Raw genomic sequence first — 23,577 nt, 5'->3', positions numbered from 1 at the left:
CGACGGTCGGCCGGGTGGCCGCGCGCCCGAACCGCTTGACGCACGCCTCCCGCAATCCGTCATGTCGAGCCTCTTGCAAGTCAGTGCAATTTCACATAATAACGTTACGCATCACATGGCGTCATGTACTCAACAACTCAACCCTCGCTCCCTCACATGTCGCCATGGACAGGGCAGTTGCGGCCCCGCGCCACCACTGCCCCCAGCGCACACATCGCTTGCCCCCTCCCACACAGGAGCCAACGGTGTTCAAGTCGAGAAATCTGCGCAGGTTGCTGTGCAGCTCCACACACGGAAGCCTGCTCACCGCCGCGGCGGCGGTGACGCTCTGCGTGACGGCGTCCCCGTCCGGTTACGCGGCCGCCCCCGCGACCCCGTCGCCTTCGGAGGTACGCCCGGCTTCGGTGACACGCCCGACCGCCTCGCCGAACCCCTTCGACACGGTCGACCACCTGGCCGAGGCCCCGAACCGCACCCGGCAGGTCCCGGCCCCCGGCGGCCTCACCGAGGGGCGGGTCCCCGGGCCCCGTACGCCCTTACCGAAGGGCGAGGGCCACGCCGGCACGCCGCATGCCACCCTCGGCACGGCATCCGTGTCCTGCACACTCGACGGCGTCACGGGTCTGTCCCCGGAGAGTTTCGCCGACTTCCTGGCCGACCCCGCCGTCACCGCCGACGGCTGTCTTCGCTCGATCCTGTGGACCTGGGACCAGCGACTCGTCCCCGTCATGTCGGACGAACACGTCCAGGCCGTCTCCCGCCGCATCACCCGGCTCGCCTCCTCCCACGACGGCCAGGACGGCACTCACCTGCTGGAGATGTTCACCTACCTGCACGCCGTGGCGTACCAGGACTTCTCGCACGACGAGATCGACATCACCGACGCGCCGACCGTGAACACGATGCGCGAGGCGGTCGACGCCTTCGGCTCGGCCGCCCACACCTTCGACGTCACCCGCCCCAACGCCGAGACCCTGCGCGAAGCCCTCGACGCGGCGTCCGCCCCCGGTCTGCGCCAGTACCAACTCCCCCTGATCAAACGGGTCCTGGCCACCATGGACGCCCAGCACCCCGACACCGCCCAGGACACCTCCTGGGCCGGTGCCGCCCTCGCGGCGCTCACCGTGAACTACCTCGGCGTGTACCCCGGCAACCAGGACGCCGCCTTCCACGCCGCAGTGGTGGCCGACCCCTCGTACCGGACCGAGTTCAGTTCCTTCGCCGACTACACCCACCTCAAGGACGGGCCCAACGCCTGGGTCATACGCGACGCGCTCAGCGAGTACGGCCGCTTCGGCCAGATCGACGGGCTCCGCGACGAGACCGTCTCCGGTCTCGGCACCCTCCTGGACACCGCGGCCCGCAACTTCGGGGACAGCAGCGCGCCGTGGGCGAAGGTCGCCACCTGGCTGGTGTGGTTCGACGCCTGCACCCCGTACCACGTGTGCAAGGACGACATCGAGAAACGTCTCTTCCCGTCCACGTACACGTACGGCACCGACGACATTGACGGCATGCAGGTCCGCACCGCGCTCGACCGGGACACCGTCGACCAGCTGTACTACGCGAGCAAGCAGGTCAAGGCACAGTTCCACCGTGTCCTCGGTACGGAGGAGCCCCTGGCGGGCGACACCAATGCCACGCTGCACATCGTCCTGTACGCCTCCCGCGCCGACTACGAGAACTTCCATCCGCTCCTCACCGGCATGGACACCAACAACGGCGGCATCTACATCGAGCAGGGAGCGACCTTCTACACCTACCAGCGTCGCGTGCCGCAGGACTCCAGCCTGACCCTGGAGGAACTGTTCCGCCACGAGTACACGCACTACCTCAACGGCCGCTGGGCGGTGCCCGGCTCCTTCGGTGAGGGTTCCTGGTACGAGGGCGACCGGACCACCGCGATGGACGAGGGCACCGCCGAGTTCTTCGACGGCGCCACCCGCGACGACGGCATCCAGGTCCGCAAGTCCCTGGTCCAGGGCATCATCGACGACACGGCCGGCGGCGGGCCGCGCATGACCGTGAACCAGCTCCTGCACGCCACGTACGACGGCGACGGCTTCCGTTTCTACGACTACGCGGGCACTTTCTTCGAGTTCCTGTGGTCCGAACACCCCTCCCTGCTCCGGGAGATGTACCGCGACCTGCGCTCCGACGACCCGGCGGCCTTCGACGGCTGGCGCAACCGACTCGGCAGGGACGCGGGGTTGCAGAGCGCGTACGACCGCTTCCTCGACGAACAGATCGCCCACGTCGACGACCTGTACGTGCCCGACACCACCTATACGCCGCTGGACGAACTCCGCGACACCACGCCCGACCAGATCCGCTCCTCCTTCACCGCGACGACCGAATCCGTCCCCGACTGCCGGGCCGGCGGCTCCACGGAGCGTCCCCGGTTCGTCTGCACCGGCCGGATCACCGCGAACCTGGCCGATGCCGATGCCGATGACGCGGACGCGGTCTTCGAGGACATGTCCGAGACGGTCGACTACTTCCTCCTCGACCGTGCCGCGGGCGGCGACAACAACCTGACCGACATGAACTGCTCCTTCGGCGACGTGGACATCTGGTCCAACCGGATCGCGGGCACGTCGGACTACACGTGTGAGGGTCCCATCCGACGCTGACACACCACACGACGCCCGCGCGCGACACCATCCACCCGGTGACGCGCGCGGGTCTTTCTCCACGGTGCCGTTCGCACGGCACCACGGTTCTCAAGAGTGCTGCCGACCGGCGGAGGAGGTCTCTGATCCCCCCCCGCCGCCGGGTGCTTGATGTGATGGCAGTAAGCCGTGCGGGGCCGATCAGTTCTCTTCGGCCGCTGCGATCCGGCCGGCGTACCGCTGCGTCCAAGTGGCGTCGGTGCCGACGGTGACGACCACGTCGTAGTAGCCCTGCTGGGTCGGCCACATGCCGACGCTCGTCCTGCCGCCGTCCACCATGACGCTCCGGGTGCCGCCGAGGTAGTCGTTGGCGGTGAGGGTGTAGCGCACCGGCGCTGTGCCGTCGTTGTGCAACGTGAACTTCACCTGAGCCTCCTGCCTGGTGCCCTCGCCCCTCAGCAGGCCGACCTCCACGCGCGGCAGGCCACCGTCCGGTTCTCCGGCGGGCGCGACCTGGCCGGCGAAGGAGCGCACGAATCCGTCGTTGCAGTAGATCGAGAACGCGTACTTGCCCTCGGTGGTCCTGGGGGCCCAGGTGTACTCGCGCTGCCTGCGCGCGGTGACGGTGAACGGGGTGCTGGAGAACGGCTGGTACTTGTCGGGGAAGACCTGGAAACTCACGGCCTTGCCCTGCGCGCCGCCGGTCAGGGTCATCGTGGCGGTGACCGTCCCCGACGTGCGGTCCTCCGAGACCGTCGCGTGCGGATGCCACCGGTCGGTGATGATCGCCTCCTCGGTGGGCTTCGACACCGACAGCAACGCGGGAACCGTCGGGAGGTCTTCGCCGCCGCCGGGCAGGCGGGACTGCGGCGGGTGGCCCATGCGGGGGAGGAGGGCCCACCCGAGTACATATGGCAGGCACTGGACCTGCTGGGCGCCGAACGCATCGATCACGGTGTGCGCTGCCTGGAGGACCCGGCGCTGGTCGCCCGGCTGGCCGCCGAGCGGATCCCGCTCACGGTGTGCCCGCTGTCCAACGTCTGCCTGCGGGTGGTGGACAGGCTCGCCGACCACCCCCTGCGGCGGATGCTGGACGCGGGCCTGGCCGTGTGTGTGAACTCCGACGACCCCGCGTACTTCGGTGGCTACCTCGACGACAACCTGCGAGCGTGCGCGGACACCCTCCGGCTGGGCCGGGCCGAACTGGACCTCCTCGCCGCGAATTCGATCGCCGCGTCCTTCGCCCCCGAGGCCCGCAAGCGTGATCTGCTCGACCAACTGGCCGCGCACGCCACCCGCTGACCTGCCGGGTGCCTGGTGTGGAGGGCTGCCCGTCGCCGTTGCGCGCCCCTGCGGCGCGCATACGACGTGGTGATGTGCTGAGTGCTCAGCCCATGGCCAGGCTCGCAGCCGTGGCGGCCGCGGCGCGCCACAGCCCGGTTCGGTGCGTCTTGTAGGTCATGCTCCGGAGCCTCAGGCCCGCAGGGTGGAAGGCTTCGTGGGTCGCCTGCCGTCGGTGTTGCTCAATGGCGGCTCGTGACATGCGGGGCATAGTTGTCCAGACAGCCATGAACGCGTCGAGGAGAACCGCATGACTGCGATCGAAGGTTCGGTTGCCCTGGCCTGCGGAGGCCGACGCGGCATCGGACAGGCACGCGTCGAAGAACTGCCCGCCCGAGGCGCGGCGGCGGTGTCCTGGTCGATATGCACTCGACGCTGTCCTTGACTCCTCGACACCCCCAGCGATGACCTGGCCGCCCGTCAACGGACCGGTGGGACCCTCGCCCGCGTGATCGCCCCCTGCACCCGAGCTTGCGAGTGACCGGACCGAACCCGATGAGAAAGGTATGGATCGCCATGACCAAGGTTGCCACTGCCGCGATCGCCCACACGAACGTGCGACTGGTCGTGCCGCTGCCGGGCTCCTTCGACGACGCGGTCACCAGGTACGGGCAACTCGTACCGATGCTCGACTCCTCCGCGGTCGCCGAGTTCATCCGGCGGCAGGCCCCGTGGGAGACGGTGATCGCCCAGGCCAGGGAGAACGCCCCGCACGGCTTCATGATCTATTGGCACAGCGCAGTCACACCCGTCATGAGCCTCGCGGGCGACGAGTGGCCCTGCGTCACGTACCTGATGGGCAACCACACGATCGCGCAGCGCATGTTCCACCACAATCCCGCCGTCATGCTGAGCGCGCCCTTGCGTACGGTCATCTGCCAGGACGCCTCCGGTGTCGTGACCTTGCAGGTCGATCAGCCCAGTTCCCGGTTCAGCAGCTACGACGATCCGGAGATCGCAGCCGTGGGCCGGGAACTCGACTCCAAGCTCGCGACGCTCCTGGCAGCCCTCGGAGCCCCTGTACCCCCTGAGCTTCGCGCCGGTTGAGAGCCGAAAGTCACCCGCCTCCCATCCGGCGGTCGGCGGCAGCCTACGGCTGGGCCGCAAGAGGGTACGAGCAGTGCACCGGGGGCGTCTGTCTCACGCTTCCTCCAGGGCCTCCCCGAACTCACGCAGCGCTTTGCCGTGGTGGCTGCGGGCCAGTTCGTGCCCGATCGCTATGGCGAGCGCGATCGGCCACTCGATGAGTTCCACTGCGGTGAGAACGCCGAGGCCGGCGAGGAAGACAAGCTGGTCCGGCGGCGGCAGTTCGAGTCGCATGTCACCCATGCGGACAGTCACCGAGTTTTCCGAGACGACACGGTCGGCTGCCGCGCGGGGTCCGGTCGCCGGAACCGGCGACCCGGTGGGCGCGGTCTCAGGCGCTGTCCTGTCTGTTCGCGCGGTCATCTTCCATTCCGTTTCAGCGACCGGCACCGGACATTCGTTCGATGTCTCTCTCCTCCCACGCTAGCGCCATATGCCCGGCTGGGCAGCTTCTGGCCGCGTGCCCGTGAAAGGCAGCAGACCGGTGTGTTCTCCTGCTCCGCAGGGCACCCCACACCGCCTTTGCGGGGTGCCCGCCCACGTCGGCGTGGCTCCGGCCGCTCTGGGCGGCGACCGGTGAGAAGGGAACGTGATGGCGTCTTCTCCGGCGATCTTGACTCCCCGACCGCACTTCTGCGGTGGGGAAACTTCGACGAAGACGCCGTACTGCCTCGTTTTCTCACCGGCTGATCTGACGCGGAACCGCCACCGCGACGAGCTTGTCCGGGTTGCGGATGGCGTAGATGCCGGCGATCTTCCCGTCGGTGATCTCGACCAGGAAGACGCCCTGCGGGCCTTCGCCGCCGTGGACCACCATCGCGGGTGTGCTGTTGCAGTTGACCACCTCGATCCGCAGGTCCGCCCGTCCTATGGGGAAGATCCTCATGAGGACCGCGGCCACCTTCTCCGCGCCCACCACCGGCCTGCGCGCCGCTGGGGTCCTGCCGCCGCTGTCGGCGGTCCAGGTGGCGTCCGGAGCGAGCAGTGGGAGCAGCCCTTCCAGGTCACCGGTGGCCGCCGCGGACATGAACTGCTCGGTGATCCGCGCTGTCCGCGCCGCGTCGACGGGCCCGAAGCGCCTGCGTCGCGCCGTCGGTGAGCAGTCGGCCGAGCGCGTCGGTACGCAGTCCACTCTCGGTCGCCAACGCCGGCGCGCCGAAACCGGCCGTCCATATGGTCAGTGCGCTCGGACGCACCGCATCCGCACCGGTACCGTCGGCAAGGACGACCGCATCCGCCCGGACCTCGGTCACCACGTCGGCCTCCAGCATGGCGACACCATGCCCGGACAGCCACTTCGCGACGGACCGACGACCCGGCGCACTCAGTGACGGCACCAGGGTTCCGCCACACACCAGGGTGACCGTGCGTCCTTGCTCGGCCAGTTCGGCGGCCGTCTCGACGCCGGTCAACCCGCCGCCGACCACGGTGACCGGGGCATCGGGAGGCAACTCGTCCAGCCTGGCGCGCAGCCGCCGAGCGGGTTCGAATTCAGCGACGGGGACGGCGAATTCGGCCGCTTTGGGCACCGACGACGGTGTCGCTCCGGTGCTGCCGACCGCGTAGATGACGTAGTCGTAGTCCAGCGCGCGGCCCGACGCCAGCCGTACCGAGCGGGCGACGGTATCGATGTGCGTGGCGCTGTCGACCACCAACTGGATGCCCTCACCGAGCAGCGTGCCGTAGTCCAGTGTGGCGTCACCGGTGCCGGCCACGAACTGATGCAACCGGATGCGATCGACGAACGTCGGGCGGGGATTGACCAGTGTGATGTCGACATCGGCACGCACGCGCAGGCGGTTGGCAGCGAGGGTCCCGGCGTAACCACCGCCGATGACCACGACCTTGTGGGATGTGCTGTGTTCAGTCATGCCCTCAAGACACCGCGGACCGGCCAGACGTGACATGGCACGCGGGTCAGCGTGTCGGCCGGTCAATGCGATTATTATGATAATCGCCTCTGAATGGGCTCGGGTCCGACGGCCCCGCCGCGGAATTCCCGCCGACAGGTGGCGGAAGCCGACGAGGGCCGCACTATGACGCTCCTTGCCAATTCCTGTGCGCTCACGGCCAATGCCCAGCGCGTCGGCTCAGGGAAGACTTGGGGAGCGCGGTGCAGGAACCCGAGTGGGCGGCAGCGCGCGGCACGGACCATCTGCGCAGGAAATATGCGCGATCACGCACGAACTGGGGAAGGAAACGGAAAATGAAGCTCACCAAGAGGAGCGCTCTCGCCGTCGGTGTCGCCATTCTGGGTGTCGGCACGTTACTGGCCCAGTCCGCGGCAGCAAACACGTCCAGCGGCCCGGTGCATATCCAGTCGGGCACGTTCCACCTCTACGAGAAGGACAATTACAAGGGTGGCTGGGCAGGGCTGACCAAGACCGACAAGGACCTCAGGAACAACAAGTTCGACAACGGCAGGAAGATCGACAACCAGACCAGTTCGGTGAAGAACTACACGAACAAGTACGTCGACCTGTGGCAGAACGTCGGCTGCACCGGCGCGCATACGACGTCGTACCCGGGCACGAAGGACCCCAGGCTCAGCAACGACGCCATCAAGGACAACCGCCTGAGCTGCGTCAAGTTCCGCTGACCGAGCCGACGTTGCCGGGTGCGCGGCCACGGCGGCCTCGCACCCGGGGCCACGCCGCCCGAGAGGAGCCACGTGTCCGCGTCCCGAGGTCTCTGGCGCGCCGGTATCTGCCTGGTGACGGGGAGCTGCGGCCTGCTGGCGGGCTGCACCCCGCCCAACGCGGCGCCCGGACACACACCCTCCGCCGTCCTGGCCGGGCCCACCGCCTCTGCGCGGGCCCGCGCCCTGCTCCTGCCGTACGACCGTTACGAGATGACGCCCACCGACCTGCTGGTGATCCAGTCGGCGGAGGACGTCCTGATGGTGTCGTGCATGCGGACCCACGGCTGGTCATGGAAGCCGCTGCCGCACGCTGGGGACGCCGACCCGCCCAACCGCTCGCGTTACGGCGTCATCGAGCCGCACGTCGCGGAACGCTACGGTTACCACCAGCCACCGCCTCCGCCCGGTGTCGCCCGCCACGAGGCCGCCGAAAACACGCGGAATTCGGGACTCAGCCAGGCTGAGGCGGACGCCGCGTTCGGCAGGGCGACGGGGCATTCGGCGTCCGTCAACGGGTGTTGGAAGAAGGCCCATGACCGGCTCCGCCGCCAGGTACCGGCGTCCGACCACACACTGCTCAACGAACTCACCCTCCGGTCGTTCGACGCCTCGCTCAGGAACTCACTCGTACAGAGGAAACTGGCCGCGTGGAATTCCTGCATGGACCGTTCGGGATTCGCCTACGCCACACCGCTCGACGCGGCCAATGACCCGGTCTGGAGGAAGGCGAAGCGACCGACGAGGCATGAAGTGCTGGTCGCCGTCACTGATGTGCGGTGCAAGAGATCAACCGGGCTCATCGACAACTGGAAGCAGGCGGAGACCACTTGGCAGCAAGACTTCATCAACCGGCATTCCGAGGCGTTCCAAGCGCTGGCCCGGGCCAAGGACGTGTGGCTGCGCGCGGCCCGTGCCGTGCTGCACTGAAACCGGGGGCAGCGCGGCAACGGTTCACCGGCCCGATGAACCGGGTGTCTCGGTCGAGACCGTCATCGAGGGAACGGATGTGGCGGCGGGGAGAGCGGCAGCGGTTTCCCGCTCGCCGGCGATGCCGACAGTGCCGTCGGGGAAGCGCTGGACCGAGCGCACGCCCGGCAGCAGGTTCAGAGCGCGCTGGCGACCAGGAGCCGCCGGTCCGCTGAGCGCCGATCATGTCGACACCGGCGAAGCCGGACAGGGGTGCAGGTGTGCTTGCTCTGGTTGGTGAACCAGACGTACGCCTGGGTCTGCTTCGTCCCGCACATCGTAGTGGGCCCCGTCACACCGTCCCTACAGGCTGCTCAACGTGTGACAGGCCGCACGGGATCGCCGTACTCGGCCATCACCTGCATGTCTCCGCACACCGCCGCTGTCCGGTGTCTCAGGCACCGGCCCTGTCCAGGGCGCTCTGGAGAGACCGCACGTAGCCCTCGCTGGTGTAGGAGGCACCGGAGACGGCCTGAATCTGTGCGCTCTGCGCGGCCAGAGCCTCCCGGGTCAGAGTGGGCACGGAACTGGCGGCGATCGACTGGCTGCGCCCAGAGTCGTTCGGGGTCTGCAACGCTCGGACGTCGGTCATCCTGCCGTTGGAAAAGATGGCCTCGACCTGCATCGGGCCGTACGGGGTCTGCTCGACGGCGCCGGCGTAGGTGCCCGTGGCACCGCCCCCGCCACTGCTGTGCTTGCCGCCCCTCGGCCCACGGGAGTTGCTCGACGGGCTCGGCCGGCTGGAAGCGGAGCCCGCCGTGGGCGGGGCGACCGCGGTGCTTCCGCCGGAACCGGCGATGGCGGGCAAGGCGGTCTGGTGGGGTTTCAGGCCCAGGAGCAGGACGATGCCCGCAACGGTCGAGGCGGTCAGGACTGCGGTCCGGCGCACTGCCATGAAGCTGCTCCCCTGGCTTTGGGAATCCGTGAGAATCCGTAGAGAAATGATCAGAAGGCGAAGGACTCGTGGTGGATGCGCCGACGGGGCACACCGGCCGCTCGCAGCGCCGATATCGCCGCCGCCGCCATCCCCGGCGGCCCGCACAGATAGACGTCATGCTCGGCGACGTCGGGAACGAGGGCGGCCAGTCCACCCGCGGTGAGGGGCGACGAGTACTCGGCAGGCTCGTCGACCACGTAGTGCGCGGTCGCGCCACGACGGACCGCTATGGCGTCCAGCTCCTGCCACAGTGCCAGGTCCTCAGGGCGGCGCGCCCGGTAGATCAGGGTGACCTCACCAGGCAGTGACTCGAACAGGGCACGCAGCGGTGTGATACCCACGCCGCCCCCCAGCAGCAGGACCTTGCGGGCTGTGCGCCGGGCCTCCGTGAAGGCACCGTAGGGCCCCTCGGCCCATACCCGGGTGCCCGGTCGCAGCCTGGCCAGCGCCTCACTGTGACGGCCGACGGCCTTCACGGTGATCCGCAGATACCCCGCGTCGGCCGGCGCGGACAGCGAGTACGGGTTCGCCGTCCACCACATCCCGCGGACGAGGAAACGCCAGCGGAAGAACTGACCGGGCCGGGCACCCAGTTCATCGAGGTGCCGGCCGGTCATGAAGACCGACACCACGCCGGGCGCCTCGGGACGTACCCCGGTCACGGTCAGCCGGTGCCGCCGCGCCAGCCGGATCGGGGTGAGGAAGCGATACCACACCAGCAGTGCCGCCGCGCCGATGTAGAGGGCGTACCAGGCGAGCTGGGCGGAGCGGTGCGCGACGAAGTCGGCGCCGTCGGACAACTGGTGGAAGAAGGCCAGGAAGATGGCGAGATAGGTGGCGAAGTGCAGGTAGTGCCAGGTCTCGTAGCTCAACCGGCGGCGTGCGGCACGGGCCGAGATCACGCCGGTGGCGATCAGAAGCAGAAAGCCCGCTGTCGCCTTGAGCATGTCGGGATAGGTCAGGACGATCGTGGTGGTCTGCCTGACGACGTTCGCGTGGGCGCTCGCCGCATAGCCGAGAACGATCAGCAACGTGTGGGCGAGCGTCAGCGAGACGGTGTACCGGCCGCCCAGCGCATGCCAGCGGGCCAGGCGGTCCGAACCGACGGACCGCTCCAGCAGGGGAAAGCGGGACATCAGCACGAGCAGCACCGCGCAGGCGTAACCGGCCAGCATGCCGGTGACCCGGCCGGCGTTGGTCAGCCATCCGTCCAGGCCGACCACGGAGGTGGTGTCGATCCACCACAGGCCCACCACGGCTGCGACCCCGGCACAGATCAGCAGCCGGGCCACCACGGAGACAGTGTGTGGAGCGGACGGGCGGGATTGAGGGGGGCGTGTCCTGGCATGGCGTCCGTAGGTGGATGTCGTGGCCACAGGGCTCCTCTCGTCGGCTCACGGCGTGCGCTGACACATCGGCGCCGCGTCGACGTGTGATGCGACGTGTGGTGCGTGTACGTCGGCCACCCTGCCCCCGGAACTTCTACAAAGCCTCTGAGTAACCCGCTCACCTCTCCATTCAGAGAGAACTCAGAGCCCGGGTCCGCGTCCGGCAGCGGCGCTCGGGGGTTTCGCCATCGCACCTGGCAGAGGGGATGAGCCCCCTGGAGCGCGGCAGTCTCCCCCGACGCCTGCCGCCCGCGACGGACGCGCCTGCGTGAGCGTCGGACGGCAGCGGAGGCGTTACGGGGAGGAGGAATCCGCGTCCCGGTGGGGAGCGGGGGATGGGTCGGGCGCCGGCGTGAGCGGTAGCCGCAGGAGGAAAGCCGTGCTGCCGGGCCGGCTGGTGAGGGCGATCGTGCCGTGGTGCGCGGTGATGACGGCGTCGACGATCGCGAGGCCGAGGCCCGTGCCGCCCGTCCTGCGAGAGCGGCCGGGGTCGGCCCGGGTGAAACGGTGGAAGATCTCGGCCTGGAGGGCTTCGGGGATGCCGGGGCCGTCGTCGGCGACGGACAGGTCGATGTGGTCGGTGTACGGGGTGAGCGAGAGTGTCACGCGCGTGCCGGGCGGGGTGTGGGTGCGAGCGTTGGAGAGCAGGTTGGCCAGGACCTGGTGGAGGCGGTGTTCGTCGCCCTGGACGGTGACGGGTTCCTCGGGCAGTTCCAGCAGCCAGTGATGGTCGGTGGACAGGGCACGGGCGTCGCCCACGGCGTCCAGGGCCAGGCAGGTGAGGTCGACGGTCTCACGGGCCAGCGGACGGCCCGCGTCCAGGCGGGCGAGGAGGAGCAGGTCGTCGACCAGGCCGCTCATCCGCCGTGACGTGGCCGCGATGCGCTCCAGGGAGTGCCGTACCTCCCGCGGAAGGGGGCCGGTGTGGCGCAGGGCGAGGTCCGTGTGGGCGCGGACCGCCGCGATGGGGGTGCGCAGTTCGTGGCTGGCGTCGGCGGCGAAGCGGCGCAGACGTTCCTCGCTCGCGTGCCGTCGAGCGAGGGCGTCGCCGACGTGACCGAGCATGTGGTTGAGGGCCGTCGCGACCCGGCCCACCTCGGTGTGCCCGTCGCTGTGCGGGACGGGGAGGGGCATGGCGACCTCCCCTGTGGCCAGGGGCAGGCGCGTGACCCCGGTCGCCGTCGCGGCCACCCGTTCCAGAGGCCGCAGCGACAGACGCACCCAGGCCGCGCCCGCGGCGGCGGTGGCCACGAGGGCGGCGCCGAAGACGGCGGCTTCCACTGCCTCCAGCCGGTGCACCGTGTCCTCGACGGGGCGCAGGGGAAGCCCGGTGACAAGGACGTCGCCGTCGTCGCCCCGGACCGCGGTCAGGCGGTAGCGAGCGTTCAGTGCGGACAGGAGTGCGCTGCGGCCCTTGCTGTCCGGTCGCAGCGTGGTCAGTGCGCGTCGGTCGGCCGGCGTCAGCTGCACGGTGGCGTCGGCCTCGTCCCTGACCACGGCGGCCCAGGTGGTGTGCCCGGCCGACAGGTACGCACCGAACGTCCCCTCGGTCTGGCCGCGGGTGTCGGGGGTGTTGTCCGCATCGGGGTGTTTCTCGTGCTCGAGGCTGGCCGCGAACCGGCCGCCGGTGGCGGTCAGCTGCTGGTCGATGCGACCGACGAGGAAGCTGTCCAGGGAGACGACGGTGGCGACGCCGACGACCGCGCACGTCGCGGCCAGCAGCACCACGAGCCCGGCGGTGAGCCGCAGGCGCAGGGAGAGCGGCCGACGCAGGCGCGAAGCGGCCCACCCTCGGCGCAGCGCCGCAGGTGGGTGTGGTCGGCGCGGTGTCATGAGGGAGCCTGCTTGAGGACGTATCCCACACCGCGCACCGTGTGGATCAGCGGGGACCGTCCGGCGTCGATCTTCCTGCGCAGGTAACTGATGTACAGCTCGACCAGGTGGGCCCGGCCACCGAAGTCGTAGGACCACACGCGGTCGAGGATCAGCTCCTTCGAGAGCACCCGGCGGGGATCGCGCATCAGGAACCGCAGCAGTTCGAACTCGGTGCGCGACAGTGCGACGGCCCGGCCGCAGGTTCGTCATCGACCACCAGGATGCGGACGGTGCCACCGTCCGGCCTGCGCAGCGCTGCGGGAGACATGTGGTTCGGGGTGGTAGGCATGATGCGTCCAGCATCGCGCTTCCCGCTGCGCTCCCGGGTGGACGGCCACCTCTGTATTCCTTCTGAATTTCACCAGGGGAAACGGACAATCGGCGTCCGTTCAGAACGTTTCCAGAAGATGCGGGTGATTCCGCAAGGCGATTCTTCACCTGCCGGCGTACGGGGACGTCGCGGGTAGTTCCACCGTGATGCGGATCCCGCCGGCGGAGTGCGGGGCGAGGGTGAGTGTTCCGTCGTGTGCCTGGGTGATGGTTCTCACGATGGCCAGGCCGAGGCCGACACCCGCATGGTCGGTGTGGACGCGCTCGGTGCCGCGCTGGAAGGGTTCGGTGAGGGTCGAGACCAACTCGGAGCCCGTCGCGCAGCCGGGCCACGGCGTGTGCGGCGAGCGCCTGCAACGCGGCGCGGGCGTCCTCGACGACGGTGGGCAGCGGCGTGGGCCGGGAGCCGAGCACGGCCGCCGCGCCGGCCCGGCCCGCCTGGCCGGCGTAGTCATGGCCGTCGACGTGCTCGCCGGCGAAGGCGACGAAGAGGCCGCCAGGCTCGGCCTGCCGGCCGTCGAGTACGGCCGGCGCGGTCACTGTCACGGAGGTGTCGCCCTCGACCGTGCCGCCGACGACCGCGGCGATCTCCCCGAGGCTGAGCGGGATCATGCTGTTTCCCTGTGGGTCATGCCCCCAGTCAAGGCGCCGCGGTGTATCGAAAACCGCATACGTTCCGGCAACACCACGCTGCCTTGACTGGAGGGCATGACCCACAGCGAACCGCCCCGCATCACCGTTTATGGGTGCGGCCCGGACGAGGCCGTCTTGTTCCGGCAACTGGCACCTCGTTTCGGCGTGACGCCGACCATCACAGACGCGCCGGAGAACGCTCAGATGCGGACCACGACTTTTCCTCGCACGTGCCCGCGCTCGGAGTGGGCGTGGGCTTCCGCGATCTGTTCGAGCGGGTAGGACCGCTCGACACGCGGTGTGTAGCGGCCTTGTCGGCCCAGCTCCCCGGCTGCTGCCAGCAACGCGGAGTCGTTGCGCGCGTTGGCCAAGTGCGTACCCAGACGAGATGCGTTGGCATGGTCGGCGACGGTCGACACACGGGTGGGATCCCCCACGATCGCGACGAGGCCGGACAATGACCCGGAGGCCACGGTGTCCAGCGCGAAATCGATACCGTCCGGGGCGAGGGCGGAGACGCGTTCCGCGAGCCCGGTGCCGTAGGTGGTGGCTATTGCCCCGAGAGCGCTGAGGAACTCGTGGTTGTGCTCGCCGGCCGTTCCGATGACCGTGGCGCCCTGCGCGACAGCGATCTCCACCGCGGCACTGCCCACGCCTCCGGCGGCGCCCTCGATGAGAAGGGTGCGTCCCTTGAGGGAACCGAATACCTCCAGTCCGGCCAGCGCGGTCACGGAAGCCAAGCCGGCACCGGCGGCCTCCTCGTCGCTCCATGCGGCCGGCGCGAGGGCCCAGGCCGAGAGCACAGCCAACTCCGCTGTCGCACCGGTGACACCGCCCAGCCCGAAAACACGGTCTCCGATGCTCACCCCGCGCACCTCGTCACCGATCTCGTCCACCACGCCGACGGCATCGCGTCCGGGGATCGCGGGCAACTCCACGGGGAGCACGTCACGGACCGCGCCGCTGCGTACCTTCCAGTCGACGGGATTGACGCCGGCCGCCGAGACCCGGATGCGAATCTCGGCAGGGCCGGGACGCGGCTCCGGTACTTCCTCGATCACGAGGGTCTCTGTACCGCCGTACTCGTGATAGCGAGCTGCGCGCATGGTTGTCCTGCCTTACCGGATCGGTGGGCTCGGTGAGTCTCGACGCCAGCTAAGCTAAAACCTCACGCCAACGTCAGATGCAAGTCGGGCAAACGGCTCAAAGAACGGAGGACCGGTGCGTATCGGTGAGGTGGCGGAGCAGGCGGGAGTGAGCGTCCGGGCCCTGCGGTACTACGAGGAGCAAGACCTTCTGCGGCCTGACCGCAGCGCCGGAGGCCAGCGTCAGTATCCCGATACCGCCGTCGGTCGGGTCAGGCTGATCCAGCAGCTCTTTGCCGCCGGCCTGCCGAGCAGGTCCGTACGTGAGGTGCTGCCGTGCGTGGATAGCGGTACAGCGGCCCCGGGGCTCCTGGACCACCTGGAGATTGAACGCGCCCGTATCAGTCAGCGGATCATCGACCTGCTCGCGGCGCGTGACCGGCTCGACAACGTGATCGCCAACACGCGGAACCCTCCTCCTGAGTGCATCCACACGCAGTGATGAGCGCTGTTCCCGCGGCCTTACGCGCGTCAGACCAACTCGAACAGCACGCTGCCGACGCAGCCCGCAGCGGAAGGGTGGGCGAATGATTCCCGGAGCGCGCCGGATGAAGGGCGGTGCGGCCCGGATCGGCGCGTTGTCCGGCCAGACCCGGCCCCCTTCGGCCCGTAGGGCGCCGAGGTGCGCGATCCTGGAGACATGGAGATCGAGATCCTGGTCGTACCCGACTGCCCGCACCAGCAGCTCGCCGAGGAACGGGTGCGGCAGGCGCTGGACGCCGCCGGGCTGACCACCGTCGGCGTCACCACGCGGGTGGTCGGCGACCAGGCCGAGGCGGAGCGGGCCGGTTTCACCGGCTCCCCGACGATCCTCGTCGACGGCCGCGACCCGTTCGCCGAGCCCGGCGCCACACCGACCCTCGCGTGCCGGATGTACCGCGCCCCGGGCGGCCTGGCCGGGGCGCCCGACGTCGACCGGATCCGTCGCGCACTCGAAGACGCCGTGCCGGGCTGATCACAGACCCAGCCGGCGGCTTGAGCGCGCGACGGCGTCGACCAGTCGGCCCTCAAGCGTTCAAGCTCACCCCTGCGTTCGGCATCCGCGGCTACCAGCCCGGGGGTCTTTACTGGACGTGTGTTGTCCGTCGCTCGGCATCGCGGATGGCGCGAGCGGCGTTGATGAGACCGATGTGGCTGAATGCCTGGGGGAAGTTGCCGAGGGCCTCTGCCGTGGCGGAGTCGGTCTCCTCGGCCAGCAGACCTACGTCGTTTGCATGGGTGAGGGCGGCCTGGAAGACGCGTCGTGCACGGGTGGTGTGGCCGGTGACGGCGAGGGCTTGGGCAAGCCAGAAGGTGCACAGCAAGAAGGAGCCCTCCTCTTCCTGCAACTCGTCGGTGAGGTAGCGGCGGACCAGGCCCTCGCGGTCGGTCAGGTGGGTGGCGATGGCCAGCACGGTGGACTGGACGCGGGGGTCGTGCGGCGGCAGGAAGCCGACGATGGGCAGCATCAGCGCGGACGCGTCGAGGTCGTCGTTGTCGAATGCCTGGGTGAAGACGCCGAGGCCGGGTTTCCAACCGCGTTCTTCGATGGCCCGGCGGATCTGGTCGCGCTCGTGCTGCCAGTGGGGCAGGTGTTCCTCGGCCCGCAGGGCGGGGGCCATGGCGATGGCGCGGTCGAGGGCGACCCAGCACATCAGTTTCGAGTGGAGGAAGTGTCTGCTGGGGCCGCGTCTTTCCCAGATGCCCTGATCCGGTCGGGACCACCGCTGGGCCGCTGTTTCGGCCGCCTGGATCAGGAACGCGGCGGTGGCCGGGGCGAGGGGTTCACCGGGCGGAAGGGTCTGGTGAGCGGCGTCGAGGAGTTCGCCGTAGACGTCGAGCTGGCGCTGGCGCCAGGCGTCGTTGCCGATCCGTACGGGGCTGCTGCCGCGCCAGCCGGTCAGGTGCGGCAGCAGCCGCTCGCTGAGATCGCGTTCACCACCGATGCCGTACATGATCTGCAGGTCGACGCCGCGGTCAAGCTGGGTTGCCGCGGCTCGGGCGAGGAAATCGAAGAACCGGTTCTTCTCCTTCTCGCAGGCGGCCGTGGCGAGCGCTTGCAGGGTGAAACTCGCGTCACGGACCCAGGTGTAGCGGTAGTCCCAGTTGCGCTTTCCGCCCACCGTCTCGGGCAGGGACGTGGTGGCCGCGGCGACGATGGCCCCGGTGGGGGCGTAGGTCAGGGCTCGCAGCACGCGTCCGCTGTGGCCCACCTCGTCCTGCCAGGGGCCGGCGTACCCGCGGTGCAGCTTCGACCAGGAGCGCCAGCCTTCTACGGTGTCGGACATACGGCGCCGGATCCGCCCCGCCCGCCAGCTCACCGGCGCGGTTTCCCACATCGGCCCGACGTGCAGGGCGAATCCGAGGCGGCGCCCCGCCGGGAGCGGGATCCGGCCGTACGCCGTGGACCCGCTCACCCGCAGCTCGACGGGGCTCGACAGCAACAGGACGTGGGCGCCCCCGTACGCCACGAGCCCACCTCGGACGGCTGACAGGAGCGGGTGGACGAGCCCGAACTCCGGGCGCGGCGCGTACGTGATCTCGATGTCCACCTGCCCTTCGGTGCAGGTGATCTGGCGCAGGAGCGTTCCTGGGGACGCCGTGCCGAGCGCGTGCCCGCGTTCGCGCCGCCCGAGGGCGAGAGCGTCGCGCAGGACCGCCGTACCCGTGGCCGTTCGGAAGGTCGTCTCCAGAACGAGGGTGTCCTCGACGTACCGGCGGCTGATGTCGCCCACGTCGGCCGGGCGGATGACCCAGTGGCCGGCGTCCTCGTCGAGGAGCCGAGCGAAGATCGCCGGGCTGTCGAACCGGGGCAGGCACAGCCAGTCCACCGAGCCGTCGGTGGTCACCAGCGCGGCTGAGCGGCAGTCGGACAGCAGAGCGTGGTCACTGATCGGTCGCGCGCTCATGGACCGCAGCCCGCCTGCCCTGGGCCGGACGCGGCCCGGCCGACACGCTCGTCTCCTCGCCACCGCGCGGCCGGCTCGCCGCGGCGCAGCGGGGCCGAGGCGTGGCGGCACAGGGCGAGGAAGCCGAGCGCGAAGACGCCGCGGCCCAGGAGCGCCCCGCACAGCCGTCCGGGTCCGCAGCCGGCATCGAGAACGGGGTTCACGCAGCGTGCCGGCACGGTTTCGTCGGCCCGGGTGGGCCGCCCGTACCAGCGGCGTACCGGCCCCTGGATCCTGCGCCTGCCCGCCCGCCGCTGGTACACCGGTGCGCCCGTGACCTGCCGGAACCCCGGCCGTCCGGCCGTCCGCCCCTGCCCATCCACTGCCTCCTTCCGCCACCGGCCCCTGCTCAGCAGCGGCCCGGAACCCGCATCCCGCGCGACGGGTGACCGTCCACAAACCTGTCGGGAAGCCAGCTACAACCTGACACGGAACAAGCCGGAACGCCGTGCCGGACGGGCAAGCGGGTGTCTGGCCTCGGTTCACGAGACGACAACGTTTCTACGGGGATTCGGGAGGCACCGAGGTCAGGGTCAGGGTCAGGGTCCAGAGTGTTCACGAGTTTCGGCAGCGGGCGGAGGCCGTGCCGTCTTGGGGCAGACCGTGTCTGTTCGATTGAGAGGATCCTGGGTTTCGGGGTTGAAGTTGCCGTTGCGGCAGCTTCTACCGTCGTGGCCAGGGCCGGAACGACCGGCCCGGCGACACATACGTGCGGGAGTGGCGATGGACTGGCCGATCGCGGAGGTGGCCCGGATGTCGGGCGTGACCGCCCGGACACTGCGCCACTACGACGAGACCGGCCTGCTGCCGCCGGCCCGGACCGGCGCCAACGGTCACCGCTACTACGAAGAGCACCAGCTCCTGCGGCTTCAGCAGATCCTCGTACTGCGAGCGCTGGGCGTCGGGCTGCCGGAGATCGGCCGGATCCTGTCCGAGCAGGTCGACGAGGTGGACGCCCTGCGGGACCACCACCGGCGCCTCCTTGCGGAGCGGGACCGGCTCGACGCCCTGGCCGGCACCGTCTCCCGCACGATCGCCGAACTGGAGCAGTCGAGGAAGGACGACCGTCCCATGACCATCAACCGCCCGGAGAACCTCTTCGAGGGCGTGACGCCCGCCCACTACGAGGACACCATGCGCGACTTCCCCGAACTCGCCCAGGCGGTCGGACGAGGCGCAGCCACGATGAGCCAGGCCGACGCCGACACCGCGCACCATGAGCGCACCGCGCAGATGATCCGGCTGGCCGAACTCATGGCCGCGGGCCACCCGGTCGACGCCGACCCGGTCCAGGCCGAGATCGACGCCCAGTACCGGGCACTGACCGAACTGCGCGCTGTCTCCGCCGAGGACCACCGGGCCATCGGACGCGCCATCGTCGACAACGGGACGTGGCGCGCCGCGTACGAGGCCATCGCCCCGGGGCTGGCCGTGTACCAGCGCGACGCCATGGAGGCATACGCCACCCTCCGGCTGAACTGAGACACGACGCAGCCGCCATCCGGGGAGGGCGACGATGGCGGCTGCACCGCGTCACGACGGGCCGACGATGTTCGATCCCGAGGGCCGGCCGTTGCCGCCTCAACCGGGTGCTGCCTGCCCATTCTCATGAACCTCAACTTCCCCTGCACTCACGAGCTCCACGCCACGAGGGGACCCACACCCGACAGCCACCCCCACAGCCACCCCCACAACCATCTCCACACCCGTCCCCGGTGCGCGCCCCGTCCCTTCAGCGGGCACTCAGCTTGCGCATGCGACCCTGACCCTGTGCGCATTCTCGTGGTGGAAGACGACGTCCGGCTGCGTGAACTCCTCAAAGAGGGGCTGGAGCAGGAGGGGTTCGCCGTCGACACGGCCCATGACGGGCCGAGCGGGCTGGTGTTGGCCGGGCGTGCGTACGAGCGTGGATACGCGGCGGTCGTGCTCGATGTGATGCTCCCCGGGCTGTCCGGCTATCAGGTCTGCAGACAGCTGCGGGAACGTGGCATCTGGACGCCGATTCTGATGCTGACCGCCAAGGACGGTGAATACGACGAGGCGGACGGGCTCGATGTCGGAGCGGACGACTATCTGACCAAGCCCTTCTCCTATGTCGTCCTGTTCGCGCGGTTACGTGCCCTGGCCCGGCGGAGTGATCCGCACCGGCCCGAAGTGTTGGCGATGGGCGATCTGCGCCTGGAACCAGCGGCGTTGGGCTGTTCCCGGGGTGATGAGAGCATCACTCTCACGGCGAAGGAGTTCGCCGTGCTGGAGTACCTCGCCCGCCACGCGGGCCAGGTGGTCTCCAAAACCCAGATCGTGCAGACGGTGTGGGACACCGCCTACGACGGCGGCGCCAATCTCGTCGAGGTCTACATCAGAAGCCTGCGCCGGAAGATCGACGTGCCGTACGGCCGCAGTGCGATCCGCACGATACGGGGCGCGGGATATCTGCTGGCCCGCGACGGAGGATGAGGCGCCATGAAGTTCGTGTCCGGGATGAGCGTCCGCGCCAAGGCGGCTCTGGCCGCCGCCGGGACCGTCGCGTTCGCACTCGCGCTGTGCATGGCGGCCCTTGTGCTCGCGCTCCAGCACAACCTGCGCGACAGCGCGAACACGGACGCCACGAAGACCGCCGACACCGTCAACACCCAGTTGCGGGAACTGCACCCCGTGGGCAGCAAGCCCCTCATCCTCGGCTCCGACGACATCAGCCTCCGGGACGAGGCGGGCCACAACGTCGTCCCTGCACCCGTGGACGGAACCGCGGCTCCGCTGGTGCTCAAGGACAGCGCCATCGCCTCGCCGCTGAGCGTGACCGTGCGTCCCTCGACCACCGCCGTCGACAACGCCACCGGTCTGCTGCTCGGCAAGGTGGCCCCCGCGGCCGTCGGACTCGTCCTCTTCGTGGCCGCTCTCACCTGGCTGCTGGTGGGCCGCGCCCTGCGGCCCGTCTCCGCCATCCGGCAGGAGTTCACCGAGATCACCGAACGCGATCTGCACCGCCGAGTCCCCGTGGCGGCGGCACGGGACGAGATCTCGCAGCTGGCCCAGACCATGAACAGGACGCTGGACCGGCTCCAGCAGGGGATGAATCGGCAACGCCAGTTCATCGCGGACGCCTCGCACGAACTGCGCAGTCCCATCGCCGCCCTGCGCGCCCAGCTCGAACTCGCTCTGGCCCGCCCCTCGCGGACCGACTGGCCCACCGCCGTGCACAAAGCGCTCGGGGACACCGAACGGCTCCAGGCCGTCGCCTCCGATCTGTTGCTGCTCGCCCGGCTCGACGCGCAGGAAACGCATCGCAGAACCGCGGTGGACCTGTCGGAACTCGCGGCCGAGGAGTCGCAGCGCCATCCCCGCACGATCACCATGTCGAGTGACCACGGCGGCGGGGCAGCCCCCGTGGTCACCGGCAGCCGGGTGCAGCTCCTCCGCCTCCTCACCAACCTCGCTGACAACGCCCGCAGACATGCCCGTACCAAGGTCTCGATCACCGTGGGTGTCAGCGACGGATCGGTCGAACTGGCCGTGGACGACGACGGCCCCGGCATCCCCGAGGCCGACCGCGAGCGTGTCTTCGAACGCTTCACCCGGCTGGACGGCGCCCGCGCCCGCCAGGACGGCGGCACCGGCCTCGGCCTCGCCATCGCCAGGGACATCGCGCGAACCCATGGCGGGACGCTCACCATCGAAACCAGCCCCTGGGGCAGCGCCCGTCTGCTGCTACGCCTGCCACAGGCCCAGTAGGAGGCAGGTCATCAGGGTTCGCCTGCGCAAGCTGAAACCCGCTGGCGGGGCAGGGCCGGCGCTGGGGACGGGTGTGGGGGTGGCTGTGGGGGTGGTTGTAGGGATGGTTGTAGGGGTGGCTGTCTGGGGTTTCAGCGGGGCTTCAGGGGTTTCAGCGGGGCTTCAGGGGTTTCAGCGAGGACTCAGCATCGATCCGTGAGAGTGAGGTTGTCGACGGATCGAGCGGTCCGCCGACAACCACCTCCGTAGAGAACAAGAAGGAGACTCCTGTGTCTCGGTTCCGCTTCACTGCCACCAAGCGTTACGGCGTCCTGCTCGGCCTCGCGGCTGGTTCCCTGGTGCTGGGCGTCGCGACCTCCTCCGCCTCGGCCTCCTCGGCGTCGCACCACGACGCCCAGCCGGCTGAGAAGTGCAAGGTCGTCACCGTCGAGGTGGGCGGCCGTGCCGACGTGCCGGGTGTTCCGGCCGAGCCCGGCAAGCCTGCCGACGTGCCGAGTGTTCCGGCCAAGCCCGGCAAGCCCGTCGATGTGCCGGGCGTTCCGGCCCAGCCGGGCAAGCCCGTCGATGAGCCGAGTGGGAAGTGTGTGATCTTCGTGGACCAGCATGGCAACCGTGTCACTCCGGTGGAGCGGCTTGAGGACGGGCGGCCGTCCAAGCTTGAGCCGACCCGGCCCGAAGCCACTCGTTCCTGAGCCATCGGCCGGTCCGTCGGGAGCGGGTCGGCCGTGGTCGGGCGTGTGAGCGCGACCGCCGGTCGAGTCGGCCCGGATCGCTTCGCCCCGTCGCTGTGCGGCGGGGCGAAGTGCTGTCGGCGCCCGGGGCGGCGGACCGACCCCGGCCGACCGCGGCCCGCTGCTGTACGGCGTGCCCCCCGATGCGGCTCTGGCCGTCGCCGCAGTGCAACTGGCCGCCGCCACCCGCGACGGCGGCGTCTTTCGGCCTCGCTCGTACGCGGTCCGACTCAGGCCGACTGGCCTGGTGTTCCGGCAGATGTGGGGGCTGTGCCCGGTAGGAGCGGAGGGGTGGATTCCTGTCCGGAACGGGGCGTTACCTCAGAGGCAGGGACATGCCACGGTGGCATCGTCACGACGTACGGACTGAATACGTATGTGATTCCCGGCTTCGAGATCTCCGCACGACGCTTCGGGGAGGCGGACGTTGGAGCAGGAACATCTGGAGTGGTGGCGGAACGCGGTGATCTACCAACTGTACGTGCGCTCCTTCGCGGATTCCGACGGCGACGGCGTGGGCGACATACCCGGCATAGTGTCTCGTCTGGACTATCTGTCCTGGCTCGGGGTGGACGCGATCTGGTGCACGGCGGTGAACGCCTCTTCCACCTATGACTACGGCTATGACGTCACGGACTACCGGGCCATCGATCCGTCGCTCGGCACCATGGAGGATTTCGACAGGCTCATCGTGGGGGCCGGGCGTCACGGCATCCGCGTGCTGATCGATCTGGTGCCCAATCACACGAGCATCGAGCATCCGTGGTTCACATCGCCGCGCACGAGGCGCTCGTACTACATCTGGGCCGATCGCCCCAACAACTGGGTCAGCACGCTCCATCTGCCCGCATGGTCGTACGACGAGGGCGAGGGCTCGTACTACCTGCACAGCTATCTGCCGCAGCAGCCCGACTTGAACTGGTGGAACGAGGACGTACGGGCGGAGTTCGACGACATTCTCGCCTTCTGGTTCGACAGGGGCGTCGCCGGCTTCAGGATCGACGCCTGCTACGTGATCCTCAAGGACCGCCAGTTGCGCGACAATCCCGTCGCGCGCAAAGCCTGAGTTCCACAGTTGAGAGTGCTGTCTAGGGCACGGAAATGCGGGTTGATCTGCGGAAACGCTTGTGAGCACGCCGGGATGGCGTGTCACTAGGCGGTGGGATGGTGCCTGGTCAGCGGCCTGTGTTCAGGTCGATGATCTTCTTGGGCGGGGTGACGTCGAGGGCGGTG

22 protein-coding genes and 4 pseudogenes are annotated in these 23,577 nt (G+C 69.4%); 12 read left to right on the top strand and 14 right to left on the bottom strand.

Annotated elements, in window-relative coordinates; translation table 11 throughout:
• Positions 1-245 precede the first annotated feature (245 nt).
• A complete protein-coding gene (locus ACFY2B_RS41425) occupies positions 246-2,633 on the top strand; it encodes a collagenase (protein WP_390768233.1) in 2,388 nt (795 codons plus the stop codon).
• Between the two features lie 180 nt (positions 2,634-2,813).
• Here the strand turns inward: ACFY2B_RS41425 and ACFY2B_RS41420 are convergent, their stop codons facing one another.
• On the bottom strand, positions 2,814-3,494 hold the full coding sequence (locus ACFY2B_RS41420) for a phospholipase domain-containing protein (RefSeq protein ID WP_390768232.1): 681 nt from the start codon (positions 3,492-3,494) through the stop codon (positions 2,814-2,816).
• Here ACFY2B_RS41420 and ACFY2B_RS41415 point away from each other — a divergent pair.
• Positions 3,486-3,914, top strand: a complete 429-nt coding sequence (locus ACFY2B_RS41415) for an adenosine deaminase (protein WP_390768231.1) — start codon at positions 3,486-3,488, stop codon at positions 3,912-3,914. The genes ACFY2B_RS41420 and ACFY2B_RS41415 overlap by 9 nt on opposite strands.
• Before the next feature lie 555 nt (positions 3,915-4,469).
• Positions 4,470-5,000: a DUF302 domain-containing protein gene (locus tag ACFY2B_RS41410; protein ID WP_390768230.1), complete on the top strand. Its 531-nt coding sequence runs from the start codon at positions 4,470-4,472 to the stop codon at positions 4,998-5,000.
• Positions 5,001-5,093: 93 nt separating this feature from the next.
• On the opposite strand, the gene ACFY2B_RS41405 is transcribed toward ACFY2B_RS41410, so the two are convergent.
• The 3 genes from ACFY2B_RS41405 to ACFY2B_RS41395 all read right to left on the bottom strand — a co-directional run bounded on the left by ACFY2B_RS41405 (position 5,094) and on the right by ACFY2B_RS41395 (position 6,946).
• Positions 5,094-5,282, bottom strand: coding sequence for a hypothetical protein (locus ACFY2B_RS41405; RefSeq protein ID WP_390768229.1), 189 nt, complete (start codon positions 5,280-5,282; stop codon positions 5,094-5,096).
• Between the two features lie 436 nt (positions 5,283-5,718).
• Positions 5,719-6,066 (bottom strand): hypothetical protein, encoded by a 348-nt coding sequence (locus tag ACFY2B_RS41400; RefSeq protein WP_390768228.1) that lies wholly within the window; start codon positions 6,064-6,066, stop codon positions 5,719-5,721.
• Positions 6,044-6,946, bottom strand: a complete 903-nt coding sequence (locus tag ACFY2B_RS41395) for an NAD(P)/FAD-dependent oxidoreductase (protein WP_390768227.1) — start codon at positions 6,944-6,946, stop codon at positions 6,044-6,046. The genes ACFY2B_RS41400 and ACFY2B_RS41395 overlap by 23 nt, the downstream gene beginning before the upstream one ends.
• 299 nt (positions 6,947-7,245) lie before the next feature.
• On the opposite strand from ACFY2B_RS41395, the gene ACFY2B_RS41390 reads away from it, so the two are divergent.
• On the top strand, positions 7,246-7,638 hold the full coding sequence (locus ACFY2B_RS41390) for a peptidase inhibitor family I36 protein (protein ID WP_390768226.1): 393 nt from the start codon (positions 7,246-7,248) through the stop codon (positions 7,636-7,638).
• A gap of 72 nt (positions 7,639-7,710) precedes the next feature.
• Complete coding sequence (locus ACFY2B_RS41385; protein ID WP_390768225.1) at positions 7,711-8,607, top strand: hypothetical protein; 897 nt, start codon at positions 7,711-7,713, stop codon at positions 8,605-8,607.
• Positions 8,608-8,785: 178 nt separating this feature from the next.
• Here ACFY2B_RS41385 and ACFY2B_RS41380 read toward each other — a convergent pair.
• The 8 genes and pseudogenes from ACFY2B_RS41380 to ACFY2B_RS41345 form a co-directional block, all read right to left on the bottom strand.
• A pseudogene (locus tag ACFY2B_RS41380) lies at positions 8,786-8,912 on the bottom strand (DUF4232 domain-containing protein); the annotation flags it as partial.
• A 128-nt stretch (positions 8,913-9,040) separates the two neighbouring features.
• On the bottom strand, positions 9,041-9,541 hold the full coding sequence (locus ACFY2B_RS41375) for an FMN-binding protein (RefSeq protein WP_390768224.1): 501 nt from the start codon (positions 9,539-9,541) through the stop codon (positions 9,041-9,043).
• Positions 9,542-9,591: 50 nt separating this feature from the next.
• The gene (locus ACFY2B_RS41370) at positions 9,592-10,959 is read right to left on the bottom strand and encodes a ferric reductase-like transmembrane domain-containing protein (protein WP_390768223.1); all 1,368 of its coding nucleotides are present in this window, start codon (positions 10,957-10,959) and stop codon (positions 9,592-9,594) included.
• Between the two features lie 306 nt (positions 10,960-11,265).
• Positions 11,266-12,804 carry an ATP-binding protein gene (locus ACFY2B_RS41365; RefSeq protein WP_390768253.1) on the bottom strand — a complete coding sequence of 513 codons (1,539 nt, stop codon included), beginning with the start codon at positions 12,802-12,804 and terminating at the stop codon, positions 11,266-11,268.
• A pseudogene (locus ACFY2B_RS41360) lies at positions 12,801-13,043 on the bottom strand (winged helix-turn-helix domain-containing protein); the annotation flags it as partial. The pseudogene ACFY2B_RS41360 and the gene ACFY2B_RS41365, both read right to left, overlap by 4 nt.
• Positions 13,044-13,280: 237 nt before the next feature.
• Positions 13,281-13,484 (bottom strand): annotated as a pseudogene (locus ACFY2B_RS41355) (ATP-binding protein); the annotation flags it as partial.
• A 124-nt stretch (positions 13,485-13,608) separates the two neighbouring features.
• Positions 13,609-13,788: pseudogene (locus tag ACFY2B_RS41350) on the bottom strand (Mur ligase domain-containing protein); the annotation flags it as partial.
• A 221-nt stretch (positions 13,789-14,009) separates the two neighbouring features.
• Positions 14,010-14,915 carry an NADP-dependent oxidoreductase gene (locus tag ACFY2B_RS41345; protein WP_390768222.1) on the bottom strand — a complete coding sequence of 302 codons (906 nt, stop codon included), beginning with the start codon at positions 14,913-14,915 and terminating at the stop codon, positions 14,010-14,012.
• Positions 14,916-15,030: 115 nt separating this feature from the next.
• Here ACFY2B_RS41345 and ACFY2B_RS41340 point away from each other — a divergent pair, with 115 nt between their 5' ends.
• A complete protein-coding gene (locus ACFY2B_RS41340) occupies positions 15,031-15,396 on the top strand; it encodes a MerR family transcriptional regulator (RefSeq protein ID WP_390768221.1) in 366 nt (121 codons plus the stop codon).
• 198 nt (positions 15,397-15,594) lie between these two features.
• Positions 15,595-15,909 carry a hypothetical protein gene (locus ACFY2B_RS41335; protein WP_390768220.1) on the top strand — a complete coding sequence of 105 codons (315 nt, stop codon included), beginning with the start codon at positions 15,595-15,597 and terminating at the stop codon, positions 15,907-15,909.
• Positions 15,910-16,018: 109 nt separating this feature from the next.
• Here ACFY2B_RS41335 and ACFY2B_RS41330 read toward each other — a convergent pair whose 3' ends face one another.
• Both ACFY2B_RS41330 and ACFY2B_RS41325 read right to left on the bottom strand, forming a co-directional pair.
• Entirely contained in the window at positions 16,019-17,842 is a 1,824-nt protein-coding gene (locus ACFY2B_RS41330) for a glycoside hydrolase family 15 protein (RefSeq protein WP_390768219.1), read from the bottom strand.
• Positions 17,839-18,204 (bottom strand): hypothetical protein, encoded by a 366-nt coding sequence (locus ACFY2B_RS41325; RefSeq protein ID WP_390768218.1) that lies wholly within the window; start codon positions 18,202-18,204, stop codon positions 17,839-17,841. Before ACFY2B_RS41325 ends, ACFY2B_RS41330 begins: the two co-directional genes overlap by 4 nt.
• A gap of 400 nt (positions 18,205-18,604) precedes the next feature.
• Here ACFY2B_RS41325 and ACFY2B_RS41320 point away from each other — a divergent pair, with 400 nt between their 5' ends.
• From ACFY2B_RS41320 to ACFY2B_RS41300, 5 genes are all read left to right on the top strand, one after another.
• Positions 18,605-19,363, top strand: a complete 759-nt coding sequence (locus tag ACFY2B_RS41320) for a MerR family transcriptional regulator (protein WP_390768217.1) — start codon at positions 18,605-18,607, stop codon at positions 19,361-19,363.
• 288 nt (positions 19,364-19,651) lie between these two features.
• Positions 19,652-20,338, top strand: coding sequence for a response regulator transcription factor (locus ACFY2B_RS41315; RefSeq protein WP_390768216.1), 687 nt, complete (start codon positions 19,652-19,654; stop codon positions 20,336-20,338).
• A 6-nt stretch (positions 20,339-20,344) separates the two neighbouring features.
• Positions 20,345-21,613: a sensor histidine kinase gene (locus ACFY2B_RS41310; RefSeq protein WP_390768215.1), complete on the top strand. Its 1,269-nt coding sequence runs from the start codon at positions 20,345-20,347 to the stop codon at positions 21,611-21,613.
• 269 nt (positions 21,614-21,882) lie between these two features.
• Complete coding sequence (locus tag ACFY2B_RS41305) at positions 21,883-22,305, top strand: hypothetical protein (protein ID WP_390768214.1); 423 nt, start codon at positions 21,883-21,885, stop codon at positions 22,303-22,305.
• A gap of 466 nt (positions 22,306-22,771) precedes the next feature.
• The gene (locus ACFY2B_RS41300; RefSeq protein WP_390768213.1) at positions 22,772-23,410 is read left to right on the top strand and encodes an alpha-amylase family glycosyl hydrolase; all 639 of its coding nucleotides are present in this window, start codon (positions 22,772-22,774) and stop codon (positions 23,408-23,410) included.
• The last annotated feature ends 167 nt before the right edge of the window (positions 23,411-23,577 follow it).

Origin of the sequence: Streptomyces sp. NPDC001270 (assembly GCF_042896695.1) — a bacterium.
Taxonomy (GTDB): domain Bacteria; phylum Actinomycetota; class Actinomycetes; order Streptomycetales; family Streptomycetaceae; genus Streptomyces.
The sequence above is the reverse complement of the archived record's forward strand: the minus strand, read 5'-3'. Positions and strand labels throughout refer to the sequence as shown.